This is a genomic window from Bacillus cereus group sp. Bc061 (assembly GCF_027715825.1).
Taxonomy (GTDB): Bacteria; Bacillota; Bacilli; order Bacillales; family Bacillaceae_G; genus Bacillus_A; species Bacillus_A paranthracis.
In genome coordinates this window covers 242,545-257,835 of record NZ_JAQFTZ010000003.1, presented here as the reverse complement: position 1 = coordinate 257,835, position 15,291 = coordinate 242,545, and the positions used below count along the sequence as shown (strand labels likewise).

Here is a 15,291-nt window from a genome sequence, read left to right as displayed (position 1 = left end):
GAACGGTAGTGTGTAGTTCTACTACACGATTACTTACTCATAACGAAGTGCTTCAATTGGATCTAATTTCGCAGCTTTGTTTGCTGGAATTAATCCAAAGATAATACCGAGTGTCATAGAGAACAGTACGCCTCCAACGACAACTTCCCATGAAACGAGTGGTGGCCATTTTGCGAACGTGGAAACGATATATGCTCCGCCATATCCAAGACCAATTCCGATCAAACCACCTAGAAGAGTTAACATAACTGCTTCAATTAAAAACTGTAATAAAATTTTACTACGCGTTGCTCCAAGTGCTTTACGTATCCCAATTTCGCGCGTACGCTCCGTTACAGATACGAGCATGATGTTCATAACACCAATACCACCAACGACTAATGAAATACCAGCAATACCGCCGATAATCATCGTCATAATATTAGTTACCTTAGAAACATTTTCCTGGAATTCTTTTAAGTTTACCAGTTCATATTTACCTGGAATTTCACTTGGCTTACGACTATTTAATACATCAACAGCCTGTTTCCCAGCTGCTTCTAAATCGTCTACATTTTTAGCTTGAATTGCGATGTTTTGAATCTCATCTGTTCCGTATAAAACAGGCCATAACGTAAGAGGGATTAGCGCTTCTTCCATTTCAAATCCCATAAACTCATTATCTGAGGTATACACACCAACAATTTGCATTGGCTGCCCCTTCATCTCAATAATTTGTCCAACTGGGTTTACGTCCTTAAATAACGTTTCTTCTGTTTTTGTGCTAATCATCACAACGTTATTTGCATGAGTAATATCTGATTCACTTAAAGTACGTCCCTTTACGACCTTTACTTTATTAACTGCAAAATATTCATTATCAAGACCAATAACATTCAGATTTGCCTTTTTATCATTTACATCAAGCACCTCTGAATTCCGGTTTGTCGTAATAACGTGTGAAACATCTTTCACTTGTTTTACTTCCAAAATATCCTCTTCCGTTAACTTTGGCATTTCAAATCCACCCATAGCAAACTCATCATTAATATCTGGTTGAAATTGAATTGGCATAAGATTATTACCACCAGAACCTGCGAATTTCGACTTCAGCATTGCTTCCCCGCCTTGCCCAATTGCAACGACAGTAATAATGGAACCAACACCGATAATAATACCGAGCATCGTAAGAGCTGAACGCAGTTTATGAGCTAAAATAGAAGAGAGGGCAATTTTTATACTATCTAGTAAACTCATACCGCACACCTTCTATCTTCTGTAATTTTCCCGTCTCGCAGTACAATGCGGCGGGAAGAATACGCTGCTACTTCCTCTTCATGCGTAACCATAACAATCGTCGTACCTTCCGCATTAAGCTTCGTGAAAATATCCATAACTTGCTCACCAGACTTCGTATCAAGTGCACCAGTCGGCTCATCGGCCATAATGAACGTTGGATTATTCGCAATCGCTCTTGCAATTGCGACACGCTGCTTCTGTCCACCTGACAATTCGTTCGGTAAATGATGCACGCGATCCGCTAATCCAACTTTACCAAGCGCCTCTAAAGCACGCTGGCGACGTTCTGCTTTCTTTATGCCACCATATACGAGCGGAAGCTCAACATTTTCGACTGCTGAAAGACGCGGCAGCAAATTAAAGTGCTGAAACACAAAACCGATATATTCATTACGAATTAAAGCAAGCTTTGACTCGTCTGCTGTTAAGATATTCACATCATTGAGCATATATTCGCCTTCTGTTGGACGATCTAAACAGCCGATAATATTCATAAGCGTTGACTTACCAGAACCAGACGGTCCCATAATTGAAACGAACTCCCCGCCTTGAATTGTTAAACTAATACCATGCAAAATCGGCACTGCCAATTTTCCTTGATAATACGTTTTAGCAATATTATTTAACGTAATCATTTCTCTTTCACTTCCATTCCGTCATACACATCGTCGGAAGGATTTTTAACCACCTTTTGCCCCACTGTTACGCCTTCAGTAATCTCTGTCCAGTCTCCATCAGTAGAACCTTTTTTCACATTCTGTTTGCGAAGCTTCCCTTTATCCTCAACATAAACAAATGCATCATCGTCTTTTTCTACGATGCTCTTAGTCGGAACAGCAACCATCTTCTTATTCTCTAAATTTACTTGCAGAGAAACGTGATAACCTGGAGATAAACCATCTTGACTATCTAGACTTGCTTTATATGTATATTGAGACATATTTTGAGTCGCTTCACCCATACCGCCAGCTTGCGCCATCTCTGCACTCGTTGGGAATTCACTTACTTCTGTAATCTTACCTGTCCACTTCTTCTTATTATTTGCTTTCGCAGTTACAGTAAATGTTTGATCCTTTTGAATTTGTGATTTTTGAAGCTCCGTTAACGTACCTTGAATTTGGAATGGATCTTTAGAAGCCACTTGTAAAAATGCTTTCCCTTGACCACCTAACGCTTGAGATGAACTTTGCGCCGCATCTTTATCTAACTTTTGAACGACACCAGCAAAATTACTATAAATCGTAAGCTCTTTCTGCTTTTTACTTAACTCTTCTTTCTGCAACTTCCCTTTTTCTTTCTCAAGATCAGTTGTCTTTTGCGCTATCTCTAACTCACTTACTTGCTCTTCCATCGGATCTGTTACTTCTTTCCCAGCTCCGCTATCTTTCGCTTTCTTAATTTCTTTCTTCAGCGAATCAATTTTCTTCTTCCCTTGATCATAACGCATATCTGCCATCTTCTGATCAAGCTCAGCTTGCTTCATTTGAAGATTAATCTCTTCATTATCATAAGAGAATAACTTCGCACCTTTCTCAACCTCTTGTCCTTCTTTTACCTGAATATCTTTCACTTTTCCTTTGGCCGGATCCGCATAAAAACTTTCAATATTCCCAGGTTTCACCTGACCAGAAATTAACTTCGTATTATTCAGCTTACGCTCCGTTACCTTCTCGAAACTTACAGCATCAGCAGATGTTGATGCCCCCTTCTTCTTACCTTGCATAACAAAAATATTAACTGCTGCTACAATAACAATTAGTGCAATAACCCCGATAATAATCCATTTCTTCTTCTTGTTTGGAGTACGAACCGTATTTGGTACCATATTCTCTCTCCTTTTTATAACTTAATAGTTTAATATAAAAATTGTATAAAACTTTCTGAAAATGAATTACATATTATTACATTCTTTTTACAAAGTTTTACACATCCATTTATATTGTAACAAAAATTCCAATGATTAGAAATATGACATTATATCTTTTAAGATAGATTTAAGGAAAGATTATAGTAATATAAGAAAAGCTATCCAAAATAATAATTGGATAGCTTTTCAAACAAAATATTACGCCGCTTTAGGCGCTTTGCTTTCATGTCCACGTTGAACAATGAACAAGAAGATCGTTGATAAAATAGCACCTGTTAATAGTAAGATGAAGCATCCATCCCAGCCAGAACGATCAACAATAACACCGATTGCTGCGTTTGCTACAAGACTTCCGCCTACGTAACCGAACAGACCACACATACCAACTGTCGTACCTACTGCAAATTTTGGTACTAATTCCATCGCACTTAAACCGATTAAGAATTGTGGTACATAAATTAAACAACCGATAATAGAAACTGCAATACTTACAACAAGTATACTAGTTGCTTGCCAATATACAAACGTACCAATAACAACTCCGACCATACTAATGATACATAATGGCATACGTTTTCCTTTAAATAATTTATCACTTAAAAGACCAACGATTAATGAACTTGGAATTGCCATACCTTCAAAGATTGCATACGCCGCATGTGCTTCATTTTTTGAGAAACCTTTAACTGTCGTTAAATAAAGTGGAACCCAGTTAATAACGCCGAAACGAATTAAATAAACGAATGCATTTGCAATACATAAGAACCATACAAATTTATTTTTCACTACATACTTCATTAAAATTTCTTTTGGTGACATCTTGTTAGCATGATCTGCTTTTTCAAGATTTTCATAGTCATTACGATACTCATCAATTGGAGGAAGACCTTCTGATTCCGGTGTATCCTTCGCATTAATCCAAACAAGAACTGCAATTACCATTGCGATAATCGCTGGGAAAATAAACACGCCGCCTTGCCAATGGTTTTCACCAAAAATACCTACACCAATTCCGACAAGTGGTGGCACAAGCATTCCACCAACGTTATGTGAAATATTCCAAAGACCTGTTTTCGTACCACGTTCTTTCTTCGAGAACCATTTCGTCATAACGATACTACAAGGAGGTGCACCCATACCTTGTACAATACCATTCACAACAAGTAATGTAACGATCATCCCAAATGAAGATGCAAAACCGAAGCAAATATTTACAAGACCTGATAAGAATAAACCGACTGCGATAAAGCGCTGGGCGAAAGCTTTATCTGATAAATTCCCCATAAAGAACTTACTAAATCCATAAACAATTGCCATTACTGAACCTAATAGACCAATTTGAGCTGTACTAAAACCATATTCTTGTACTAAATACGTACTTGATAACGTAAAGTTACTACGAACTAAATAATAAGCAGCATATCCAACTGAAATTCCGATTAACACACGAATACGTAGTAATCGATATACACGGTCGATCATATCCGCAGGCAATCTTTCAATTGCAGGTGCTGGCTTGAGCCATTTAAACATATTCTTTCGTCTCCTTTTCTCACTTCTGAGAGAGACGTTGTCTATTCCATATCTCGATTATTCCACTATTTGATATATGTTGGTTCGTTCTTCTAACCGGCTGTCCTTCTATTTCTTTCTCGTTCTTCGCAAACATCGTTGGTACGCCAAACGAAACCTTTTCTAAAATGTGACCCGCTTCTTCTGATAAACAATAATCAATAAATAAATCCGCAATAATACCATTCGGTGCACGCTTTAGTTTCGAAATCGCATTAACAGATAGCCCTGTTTGCTCAGGTACGATACTTACAACTGGAAAGCCTTGTTTTTGAAGCATTCTCTGATCTCCCATGAAATTGATGCCTATCATATACTCACCACTCGCAACAAGCTCTACTGGCATGTAACCATTCACCGTTACTTCACCAACTTGCCCTGCAAAGTTCTTAACATATTCTTTCGCTTTCTCTTCACCTACAGTATCAATAAGTGATTGAAAAAACGTATAGGCTGTTCCTGAAACATTTGGATCTGGCATAACAATCTGTCCCTTATATACTGGATTTAATAAATCTTGCCACCTTGATGGATAAGGAAGTCCGAGCGGTGCTATTTCTTCGTTCCACCGCTCTTTATTGATTGCAATTGCCAGCTTCTCTACTTCATAACCGTTCCAATAACCATCTTTATCTTTCACAGTTTTTGAAATACGGTTCGCATGCTGACTCGTAACAGGAATAGATAGATTTTTTTGCTTCATCATTTGATGCGCGTCTACCGTACCGCCAATAATAATATCCGCTTTCGGATTTCCAGCTTCCTCTTCTACCCTCCGAAGAAGCTCTTCTGTCGAAAGACGAATAAATTCATACGTACAGCCGCGTGGTTTACAAAATGATGAAAGCAACGCTTCCCCAACTTCCTCGCGAGCCGCTACATACGCAACAAGATGACGATCATTCAAAATAGGGAGACCACTTTTATTATATTTAATAGAGGTCGTATCTCGAGAGCAACTAGACATCGCTCCTCCAATTACTAGCAAAAAGAAGAAAAAGGCTATCTTTCTCATGACACATTCTCCTTTACAAATACATTTGCGAGGGAGCTTTTCATATACATGACATTCCCATTATTATCACCGAGATATTGCACAACAAAATACGATGGATACACAGAAATAGTAAGAATGTCTTCACGCTCATTCTTTATACGCTTACCAGTTTTATAAGCGGTAATATAAGCAATCGGTTCATTCTGTGATTGTAATAACTTCTGAATTTCTCCGTAATCTGTAATTTGCTTTGCATACCGAATCGAATCAAGTATGTGCGTAACATTCACCGCACGTTCTACATCACCTTGACGTACTATGACATCCTGTGCTGACGCAAAGAAATCACTAATACGTTCTGGTGTGTAATACAGGCTTAATAAATACGTTTGAAATGCTGAAATCATAGGATCCGTACCATTCTTTCCGTACATATCAGCCCCGTACTGGAACAAGTCACCTACTGCAAAAGTACGCTTCTGTCCATTCAAGTACGTTACTTCTCCAGTAAATACTTGTTCTTGGTCCTTAGCTTCTCTCGGTTCTATTCTAATTCGATCAAAGAATGAAACAATCGTATGCAAACGAACTTCATCCGTTATAACAATTTCTCCCCACTTTTCATGCCTAACCTTCATTTCAGTAGGCAGGGATTCATTCACTCTTTGTAAAACAGCTTGTTTGTCATTCACAATTGTGATCCGATTATATATTTGCTTCTCCATCACATAAAACAAAATAAGAGAAACAATTATACAAAAGACAAACATAAGAATTTGAAATGATAGCCTTTTCATTTCTGCCTACCTCCAAGATAAAAAAACGTTGTTTCGAAAATACCGCATAATTGTTTCATAAATGTATCATTTAACCGCTTTCAAGTTTTTTATGTCTTCCATCCGTCTCGGAAGTAAGAATGTAATAAATATGGTAGTACCAACCTCTTCACTACTCTCAATCCGCATACTTCCGCCCTGCTTATTCATAATCTCCTGACAAATATACAAACCATACCCATTCCCGTAACTAGAAGGAAGTACCTTCCCTTCTGGCGATTCATTCCACTCTGCCAGCACCCCTTCATCGATACCAATGCCATCATCATGAACAAACACCTTCGCCTCATGCTCATTTACAATGACATTCATACGAATTTGCGTAGCATCGCTATATTTTATCGCATTATCAAGTACGTTTAAGAAAATCTGTTTCGTCTTATCGAAATCGGCAACAACATATACATCTGTTAACTCATTGATAACTTCAATCTCAAACTTCTGCAGACGAGGTTTCACGATTGAAACTGCTTCTTCGGCTAACTCCTTTATATTCACAACTGTAGGTGATATTTCAAACGTACTCGTCCCGTACTTTGAAGACTTAAGTAATTCCTCTACAAGTGATAATAAACGCTCACTTTCTACAGCTACATAACGCAAGCTCTCCTGTACATCTTCCTGCGCCTTTAACTTCGGAATTAAATCCACATAGCCAATAATCGCCGTTAGCGGTGTTTTTAGCTCATGCGTAATACGGTCTAAGAAATCTTTCTGCTTCTCTTTCTCTTCCTTCAATTGCTTAATATGTAGTTCAATCCCATCAGCCATCGCATTAAAAGATGCGGAAAGCTGCGCAATTTCCACATATTCATTTAGCTCAATCTTACTTTTATAATCACCATTCGCAAGCCGGTGCGCCATTTGTCTTAACTGATCAATCGGCTTATGAAGAGACTTTGCCAAACGAATTGCAAAGAAAATACCTGCAGCTACAAGGCAAAGAGACGTCATTAAAAACGTCCAACCGACATTTGTTAACACTTCCTTCTCACCCGTTAACTCATTTATAAAACGAACACTACCAATGACATCGTTTCCATAATACACTGGGCTTGAAAACAAAAGAATTGGAGCTGGGTCTCCCTCTTCAAACACATAAGATTTCTTCCCCTTCAAAGAACTCTCAATATCAATATTCCGATGAAGAAGCGCTCCCTTTTGCGTATCCGCCACAACATCTCCATTCTTCCCAATCATCTGTACACGGACATCCATGCGCTTCGCTAAATACGAAGCAATTAAAAGTGAATTCGGACCGAGCGTCTCTACCTCTGCTTCCTTCTCTAAATAATTCATCGTATAAATTTGTGCTTCTACACTTAACTTTTCTAAAGAATTTGCCGCATTATGATACATATTCTTCTCTAACGTAATATAAACAACTGCGTACAAAAGGACAAAAATCGGGATTAACAGTCCAACGATTCCAAATACCATATTTCTTTTTAAAGACATACCATCACCACTTAACAATCTAGTTTATAGCCAACGCCATAAATTGTCTTAATATATTCCCCGCTACTCCCTAGCTTCTTCCGCAATCTTTGCACCATAATATCAACCGCTCTCGTATTTCCGATATACTCAAATCCCCATACTTTCTCAAGTAACTCATCTCTCATAAATACACGCTGCGGATTGGAAACAAACAACTGACATAAATTAAACTCCCGGTACGTTAACTGAACCTCTTGTCCACTCACATGCACTTTTCTTTCCTTAGGACAAATCGTTATCTCTCCCGCCCCGATTACTTCATGGCTTACCGTTACCTCTTTCTTCTTCACGCGGCGCGTCATATTCTTAACCCGAAGAATAAGCTCCGCATAATTAAACGGCTTCGTCACATAATCATCTGCACCAAGCTGCAAACCGAGCAATTTATCATTCATCTGACTCTTCGCAGTTAACATGAGTACTGGAATATCCCGATCCTTCTCCCGGAACAAACGAAGTAACTCATACCCATCTGTATCCGGAAGCATAACATCCAAAATCAAAACATCCGGCCCTTCATTCCATCTCTCTAAAGCTTCTCTCCCGTCAGCCGCCGTAAGCACTTCATATCCTTCCATCTCAAGCTGCATCCGAATCAAATTACGAATACTCGACTCATCATCCACTACAAGTATTTTCATTATTCTCCTCCTTCCATCCTGTATTATAGTACAGTTTAGTATAGCAAAAATCTTATAAAAAAAGAGAGGGTATTGTCGAACATATGTTGAACGACAATACCCTCTCCTTCACTTATTAGTCTTACTTATCATACCCATTAGGTTTCTTCTGATGCCAATTCCAAGCATGCTCAATGATTGTCTTCACATTTACATACTGTGGATCCCAACCTAACTTCTCTTTCGCTTTCTGAGAAGAAGCAACTAAACGTGCTGGATCTCCCGCACGACGCGGCGCTACTTCAGCTGGAATTTCATGATTTGTAACTTCACGAACTGCATCAACGATTTCTTTAACACTGAAACCATTACCATTTCCTAAGTTATAGAAATCACTTTCTCCGCCGTTCTGTAAGTCCTTAAGACCTAAGAAGTGAGCCGCTACTAAATCTTCAACATGAATATAATCACGGATACAAGTACCATCTGGTGTATTATAGTCATCACCAAACATCATAATCTTCTCACGTTGACCTAACGCCACTTGCAATACAAGAGGAATTAAATGCGTCTCTGGACGGTGATCTTCCCCAATAATACCATTTTGAGTTGCACCAGCCACATTAAAGTATCTGAAAATCTTATAACGTAAATTAGAAGCTTGGCTATACCAATGAAGCATCTTCTCGATTGCTAACTTCGTCTCTCCATACGTATTCGTTGGATTTGTCATCGTTTCCTCAGTAATAAGGTCTACATCTACCTCACCATACGTCGCCGCAGTAGAAGAGAAAATAAACTTATCTACCTTAAACTCATCCATTACCTCTAATAAGCAAAGGGCACCATACACGTTATTATTATAATATTGCAGAGGCTTCTCCATACTAACTCCAACTAAAGAATCAGCTGCGAAATGCATAACCGCCTCAATATTTTCTTGTGTAAACACATCTCTTAAAAATGCTTTATCACGAAGGTCGCCATTATAAAACTTCGCACCTTCCGTAATTGCATCCTCATGACCCGTTTGTAAGTTATCTACTACTACTACAGATAAACCTTCGTCTACTAACCTTTTCACAGCGTGAGAACCGATATAACCAGCTCCGCCGCAGATTAGGATTGAATTCATAGTTTTCACCTAACTTTATTTTTTATTAAATACCTTTTATTCTTCTAGCAAGTTTAATATCCATTTTCATTATACATAACTTTAATAATTAAGAAAAATTTTTATTATAATAATGCTTCATTATAAAATATCATTTAATTTTTTTACAGTTCACAATAAATTATAATTTGATGTGAATTTATTAATAATGTAACATAAATCTTACATATAAAAAGTTAGGAGTTATGAAATTGAAAGATGCACTAAATTCTTCCTCTCGAATACAAGCAATAGATATTGTGAGAGGGATAACTATTTCACTAGTAGTTATGGGACACACAGAAATGCCCTCACAATTAAATAACGTCTTTTCCGCTTTTCGGATGCCGCTATTTTTTATGGTCTCTGGTTACTTACTTAACGTAACTAAGTACTCTGGAGATTTTTTAGGATTTATACACACTAGAATATGGAGATTATTGATTCCATATTTTTCAGCTAGTATATTCTTTTACTTAATCTGGATAATAAAACAGTATTATAATCCAATTAAGGAACTTTTTTGGTATGAGCCCCTAATAGGAATTTTATATGGGAATGGCGAAACTTTATACGTTAATGTACCTATATGGTTCTTAATTTGCTTATTTTGCTCAGAAATACTATTTTTAATGATAATGAGTCTAATACATTCCTACAATACTTTGCTTCAAGCTCTTCTCTTCATCGTGGTAGGTTATATAGGCTTTTGTATCGGTAATTATATACATTTACCATGGGGATTAGATATTGCTTTTGTTATCCAATTATTTTTATATATTGGGAATAAATTCAAATCAATTGGTTTATTTAAAACCTTCTATTTTCCAATTAACTTTATTATAGTAAGTATTATTCTATTTATTATTACTAATCCAATTAATGGACTTATCGATATCAATAATCGAATTTATGGTAACATCTTTTTATTCTATATTAACGGTATCCTAGGTAGTATAATTATGCTCTATATAGCTCAACTATTAGGGGATTTTAAAGCTTTTTCTCAAACTTTTATTTATTTTGGTAAAAACTCAATAAACATATTGATTTTTCACACCGCTACTTTTTCACTTCTTAACATGTTAAATAAATTAACATACACAACCCTTCTATCTCATTGGTTGGTCTATACCTTATTTGGAATCCTTATGAGTCTCTCTATTTCTTACATTGTCAAAAGGCACCCTCTACTTCGGATGATATTTAATGGTGTAAGATAAACAAGTACGCAAAAAGTTACCATCTTATATAATAGAAAATTAATAATAAAAATGACTCAGTAATTAATTACTGAGTCATTTTATACCTTTATTTAAACACACTTAATCTATATATATCTATTTGTACCAAACATCTTAATTAGATATGAAATAACTATTTATATATTGCGCCCAAACTTCGTGCCCTTTAGCACTTGGGAAACCGAACTCTTCTTGTAAGTACGGTAAAATTGCCTTTGTTGTTGAATCAGGCCATGCTCCCCAATGATCCACATATGTATAACCATTTTGCGTCGCAAATTGCTTTAACGCCTCAATTGCCTTCGGATAATTCTTCGCACCATACACTGGATTTGATGGTTGAATCATAATTGTAGCACCCTTTGCACTAGTAGAAAGTGCTTGCACAAACTTCTGTGTACTTGCTACAGAGTTTCCATTACCAGTTTTACCATTGTCAGTAATAAATGGTGGTTCGAATAAAATCACATCTGGCTTTTCTTTCGCAATCTCTTTATCACGTTTATTTGCAATTAACTCGTCTGTGCTTTCGCCCTTATATTCCTTTACCGTCACATTCCATAAACCTTTACCATAAGAAGCATCTAGGTTAGCCGTTAACTTAGCTGCCCAAGCATCTTTTTCAGATGAAGAAGCTTCATCACCAACAATAACAAGGTTTACTGCCTTTTTATCCTCAGCGGCTTTCTTTAACTTCTCTTTCACTTCATCTGGTAAATTCTTCGCATATGCTTCATTAAAAGATGCTTTCGCACCTTGCTTCTTCTCTGATTTCTTCGTTACACTATCTTTCACTTCAGACTTCGTTTTCGTTACTTCACTCGTCTGCCCTGTTGCATTCGCAATCTTCTTATTCCAGTATAATTTACCGCTCACAACCGAAGCGACAAACAATACAAAAATAACTAGGACAAGTACTGCTTTCTTATTCATCGATTCACCTCATCTATTATTCTCACAACATATAATACTAATATAAATTCACGCAAAAATAAACCCAACTCCTACCAAAGGAGTTGGGTTATTACATATTACTTAGTCACTTCAAGATGCGCTCTTAACTTATTCGTAATATCTTGTTTTGCTGCATCTGGAACATAGTAATACCAGATACCATCAGCAGCTTTGTGTCCATCACCTGGAATTTGGATTTCTTCACTATTCTCCATGCAGTCTTTATAGTTCTTTTGAATCTCAAACATTTGATCCTGAGTTAAACTTGTTTTAACGTTTTTCTCAATCGCTTTTAACACATCACCGTAACTAGCTAGAGAAGATACACTTGCACCTTTTTTAATTACAGCTTGGATAACTTGACGTTGGCGCATTTGACGACCGAAGTCACCTCGTGGATCCTCGTAACGCATACGTGTATATTTTAAAGCTTTTTCACCATCTAAATGAATTTCACCTTTAGCAAAGTGAGTATCTCTTGATGTAAAATCTAGATCATTATTTACATCCACACCACCAACAGCATCTACAATATCTTTAAAACCAGCCATATTCACTTCAATGTAATGATCCACTGGTAAATTAAGAAAATTCTCTACTGTTTTTACAGACATGTCAACACCACCAAAGGCATACGCATGATTGATTTTATCCTTTTTACCTTTACCAATAATTTCTGTATAAGTATCACGAGGAATACTTGTAATCTTCATTGATTTTTTTTGTGGGTTCAATGTAAATAACATTAAAGAATCAGACCTAGAAGTTTCACTCTCTCTTTGGTCAGTTCCCATTAATAAGATTGAAATTGGTTTTTGATCTGATATGTTTACTTTTTGTTCTCTTTTTTCTGATTTATCTCGGTTCAATGGCTGATGTACTGCATCTAGTGTATTAGATACCTTTGAATAAACATTATATGCATATATGCCACCAGCAATTAAAATTAGCGCCAGGGTCCCTAGAAGTACAAATATTATTTTTTTCCTCATTCAATATCCTTCTTTCCAATATATAAATATATAAAGATACTTTATTCCTCACCTTATCTAATTTATTATTATGGCGTTACACGCTTCCCTCTCTTACGCAATAATCCATCCTTCAAAGCTTTCATTAATAATTTATAATCTTTAAATCTAAACTTTTTGATTTCTTTAATACACTTTAAATTATAAAAAACAAACTGGAATAGTGCTCTCGTATATACAATATATAAATTACCGTATCTATAATCTAATTCTATCCTATTTCTAAGCATGTAATAATCTTTCCAATTGAAAACTTCCTTTTTTTGCAAATGAAGGGAGTGCCTTTTCATAATAGCATTTTTTACAACAGCAAGTTTAAAACCTTTTTCTTGTGCACGAATTGAAAAGTCCGCGTCGTCACAAATAATAAAATATGAATCATCAATATCCCCTACTGTCTTTAATACTTCTCTCTTTATTAGAGGACCCTCAAACGGGATTGATACTATTTCTTTAAATAAATCATTCATTTTATCAGGATATATACAATCAGTAGATTCTAATTGGAATGGATTTCTAAAATTTAACTTAGTAGTATATGGCAAACTCTCATTGGATGCCACATCAACTCTATTAGTTTGTAAAATTGAATACTCACCATTTGATTCTTCATACACCTTTAATAAATTTTCCAAGCAATCCGATTGTGGATAAACATCATCATCCATCAACCAACACCATTCAAATTCATAATTATTAGCTAATTGTACCCCAGCTTTAAATCCACCGGCTCCTCCCGTATTTTCCTCTAACCGATTATATTCTATATTCTCATTATCAATATACCCTTTTTCCTTTAGGTACTTTTCAGTACCATCAGTAGAGGCATTATCCACAATAATAATTTTCTCAATTTTTTTGGATTGCTTTAATAATCCCTCTAAACAGTTACATAATAATTCTTTCCTATTATAAGTTACGATGACAGTAATTACACTCACTTTAATATACTCCTTTATATGTTTCTAACTCACAAATTATCCATTCTACTATATGATGAAATCAACAGAACAACTTTTCAAACGCCTAATGTACGAATTTGCTCAATAATATTCTATCTTACTACATTAATTTCTTACAAATAAGATCATCTATATCCATCATTTTACTTTGCCAAGAATTTTTCAGCGCCGTTTCTTTTCTACAAATAATAGCGTCTTCACTGTCCAGCATATGTAAATCAGATAAGATATCCATAAATTCAATTTTACTATTAGCCGTATATATTGATTTCATTTCTAATAGATCCTCAAAAGGAGTGGTAATTAGTGGTTTTCCAGCAGCTAAGCACTCAAATGTTTTAACTGGAAAAACTCCTTTATTAAATTCATTAACTTTATATGGAAATATAATGGCATCAGCTTCTCTTATATAATTAACTAACTCTGTTCTAGGCATAGCATCCATCAAGTGTAAATTGGAATATTTATCACCAAAGGGATTTTTCAGTTGCCAATCTCCTATCATACTTAACTCATAGTTTTTATCTAAAATCATTCTTATTAAATCAAAATCTAATTTATTTGATATAGAACCATAATATAGTAATTTCGAGTATTTTTTTCTAGGTTTTGTTAATTCATCATAAAAGACATCTACATCCACACCATTTGTTACTAATTGAACTTCTTTATTAACCAAATTGCCTTTCTCTCTCTTATGATATAAACCGTCTGCAATTATCACATCCGCTAATTCCAAAAGTGCTTTTTCACTATCCTTTATCGACTTCATTGTATTTTCCGCATGTACAAAATTATATGCTACATCATAAACTAAAACTTCTGGATTAAGCTTTTCTGTAATATCAATTGTCGTTTTTGTTGGTAAATATGTGATGACTATTGGTTTTTTTTCCTTGTATACACACTTCTCTTTAATTTCAGAAACGATTTTATTAATAAAGTATAAATTATTTATACTAATAAAAAGCCCGCTAGTAGGAGGTAACGCTACAGGGGAAACAATTTTGATATTTTCACCTAGGGGGTTTCTACCATCCACATTTTTTTTCTTCAATAATCGATTGAATATACGCTTCATATCCCCAAAGTTTGGATTTCTTTTCGCTGTTGTTTCAACGTATACAACATTGTTTTTTTTTGAAAAATATGTAGCAACTTCATGATGTCTCTGCCACATAAAACTCCAATCAATAGACGATAATATTATTACATCCCGATTCTCTATATTTCTTTTCATAAGGACTCCTTACACTTCAACCCACTAATTTATATTT

The 15,291-nt window shown here is 35.8% G+C and carries 14 protein-coding genes; 1 reads left to right on the top strand and 13 read right to left on the bottom strand.

The window, feature by feature from the left end:
• Window positions 1-33 precede the first annotated feature (33 nt).
• The 9 genes from PDQ40_RS15570 to galE form a co-directional block, all read right to left on the bottom strand.
• Window positions 34-1,236: an ABC transporter permease gene (locus PDQ40_RS15570; RefSeq protein WP_000054372.1), complete on the bottom strand. Its 1,203-nt coding sequence runs from the start codon at window positions 1,234-1,236 to the stop codon at window positions 34-36.
• Window positions 1,233-1,913 carry an ABC transporter ATP-binding protein gene (locus tag PDQ40_RS15565; RefSeq protein WP_000631616.1) on the bottom strand — a complete coding sequence of 227 codons (681 nt, stop codon included), beginning with the start codon at window positions 1,911-1,913 and terminating at the stop codon, window positions 1,233-1,235. Before PDQ40_RS15565 ends, PDQ40_RS15570 begins: the two co-directional genes overlap by 4 nt.
• Entirely contained in the window at window positions 1,910-3,103 is a 1,194-nt protein-coding gene (locus tag PDQ40_RS15560; RefSeq protein WP_270691491.1) for an efflux RND transporter periplasmic adaptor subunit, read from the bottom strand. The genes PDQ40_RS15565 and PDQ40_RS15560 overlap by 4 nt, the downstream gene beginning before the upstream one ends.
• Before the next feature lie 240 nt (window positions 3,104-3,343).
• The gene (locus PDQ40_RS15555; protein WP_000477605.1) at window positions 3,344-4,678 is read right to left on the bottom strand and encodes an MFS transporter; all 1,335 of its coding nucleotides are present in this window, start codon (window positions 4,676-4,678) and stop codon (window positions 3,344-3,346) included.
• A 19-nt stretch (window positions 4,679-4,697) separates the two neighbouring features.
• Window positions 4,698-5,732, bottom strand: a complete 1,035-nt coding sequence (locus tag PDQ40_RS15550; protein WP_270691490.1) for an ABC transporter substrate-binding protein — start codon at window positions 5,730-5,732, stop codon at window positions 4,698-4,700.
• Window positions 5,729-6,511: a DUF3919 family protein gene (locus PDQ40_RS15545; protein WP_270691489.1), complete on the bottom strand. Its 783-nt coding sequence runs from the start codon at window positions 6,509-6,511 to the stop codon at window positions 5,729-5,731. The genes PDQ40_RS15550 and PDQ40_RS15545 overlap by 4 nt, the downstream gene beginning before the upstream one ends.
• 66 nt (window positions 6,512-6,577) lie before the next feature.
• Window positions 6,578-8,008 (bottom strand): HAMP domain-containing sensor histidine kinase, encoded by a 1,431-nt coding sequence (locus tag PDQ40_RS15540; RefSeq protein ID WP_270691488.1) that lies wholly within the window; start codon window positions 8,006-8,008, stop codon window positions 6,578-6,580.
• Window positions 8,009-8,019: 11 nt separating this feature from the next.
• Window positions 8,020-8,691, bottom strand: a complete 672-nt coding sequence (locus tag PDQ40_RS15535; protein ID WP_270691487.1) for a response regulator transcription factor — start codon at window positions 8,689-8,691, stop codon at window positions 8,020-8,022.
• A 121-nt stretch (window positions 8,692-8,812) separates the two neighbouring features.
• Window positions 8,813-9,805 (bottom strand): UDP-glucose 4-epimerase GalE, encoded by a 993-nt coding sequence (galE, locus tag PDQ40_RS15530; RefSeq protein ID WP_229136935.1) that lies wholly within the window; start codon window positions 9,803-9,805, stop codon window positions 8,813-8,815.
• Window positions 9,806-10,035: 230 nt separating this feature from the next.
• On the opposite strand from galE, the gene PDQ40_RS15525 reads away from it, so the two are divergent.
• Window positions 10,036-11,046, top strand: a complete 1,011-nt coding sequence (locus tag PDQ40_RS15525) for an acyltransferase family protein (protein ID WP_229136934.1) — start codon at window positions 10,036-10,038, stop codon at window positions 11,044-11,046.
• A 135-nt stretch (window positions 11,047-11,181) separates the two neighbouring features.
• Here the strand turns inward: PDQ40_RS15525 and PDQ40_RS15520 are convergent, their stop codons facing one another.
• From PDQ40_RS15520 to PDQ40_RS15505, 4 genes are all read right to left on the bottom strand, one after another.
• Entirely contained in the window at window positions 11,182-12,000 is an 819-nt protein-coding gene (locus tag PDQ40_RS15520; RefSeq protein WP_229136933.1) for an SGNH/GDSL hydrolase family protein, read from the bottom strand.
• Between the two features lie 98 nt (window positions 12,001-12,098).
• Window positions 12,099-13,013, bottom strand: coding sequence for a polyisoprenyl-teichoic acid--peptidoglycan teichoic acid transferase TagU (gene tagU / locus PDQ40_RS15515; protein ID WP_229136932.1), 915 nt, complete (start codon window positions 13,011-13,013; stop codon window positions 12,099-12,101).
• Window positions 13,014-13,081: 68 nt separating this feature from the next.
• On the bottom strand, window positions 13,082-13,993 hold the full coding sequence (locus PDQ40_RS15510) for a glycosyltransferase (protein ID WP_229136931.1): 912 nt from the start codon (window positions 13,991-13,993) through the stop codon (window positions 13,082-13,084).
• Window positions 13,994-14,114: 121 nt separating this feature from the next.
• Window positions 14,115-15,254 carry a glycosyltransferase gene (locus tag PDQ40_RS15505; protein ID WP_229136930.1) on the bottom strand — a complete coding sequence of 380 codons (1,140 nt, stop codon included), beginning with the start codon at window positions 15,252-15,254 and terminating at the stop codon, window positions 14,115-14,117.
• Between the last annotated feature and the right edge of the window lie 37 nt (window positions 15,255-15,291).

Excerpts from the sequence above, each read along its gene's own strand:
- PDQ40_RS15560 (WP_270691491.1), bottom strand. The coding sequence starts at position 3,103 with ATGGTACCAAATACGGTTCGTACTCCAAACAAGAAGAAGAAATGGATT.
- PDQ40_RS15540 (WP_270691488.1), bottom strand. The coding sequence starts at position 8,008 with ATGTCTTTAAAAAGAAATATGGTATTTGGAATCGTTGGACTGTTAATC.
- tagU (WP_229136932.1), bottom strand. The coding sequence starts at position 13,013 with ATGAGGAAAAAAATAATATTTGTACTTCTAGGGACCCTGGCGCTAATT.
- PDQ40_RS15505 (WP_229136930.1), bottom strand. The coding sequence starts at position 15,254 with ATGAAAAGAAATATAGAGAATCGGGATGTAATAATATTATCGTCTATT.
- PDQ40_RS15555 (WP_000477605.1), bottom strand. The coding sequence starts at position 4,678 with ATGTTTAAATGGCTCAAGCCAGCACCTGCAATTGAAAGATTGCCTGCG.
- PDQ40_RS15545 (WP_270691489.1), bottom strand. The coding sequence starts at position 6,511 with ATGAAAAGGCTATCATTTCAAATTCTTATGTTTGTCTTTTGTATAATT.
- PDQ40_RS15550 (WP_270691490.1), bottom strand. The coding sequence starts at position 5,732 with ATGAGAAAGATAGCCTTTTTCTTCTTTTTGCTAGTAATTGGAGGAGCG.
- PDQ40_RS15535 (WP_270691487.1), bottom strand. The coding sequence starts at position 8,691 with ATGAAAATACTTGTAGTGGATGATGAGTCGAGTATTCGTAATTTGATT.
- PDQ40_RS15570 (WP_000054372.1), bottom strand. The coding sequence starts at position 1,236 with ATGAGTTTACTAGATAGTATAAAAATTGCCCTCTCTTCTATTTTAGCT.
- galE (WP_229136935.1), bottom strand. The coding sequence starts at position 9,805 with ATGAATTCAATCCTAATCTGCGGCGGAGCTGGTTATATCGGTTCTCAC.
- PDQ40_RS15520 (WP_229136933.1), bottom strand. The coding sequence starts at position 12,000 with ATGAATAAGAAAGCAGTACTTGTCCTAGTTATTTTTGTATTGTTTGTC.
- PDQ40_RS15565 (WP_000631616.1), bottom strand. The coding sequence starts at position 1,913 with ATGATTACGTTAAATAATATTGCTAAAACGTATTATCAAGGAAAATTG.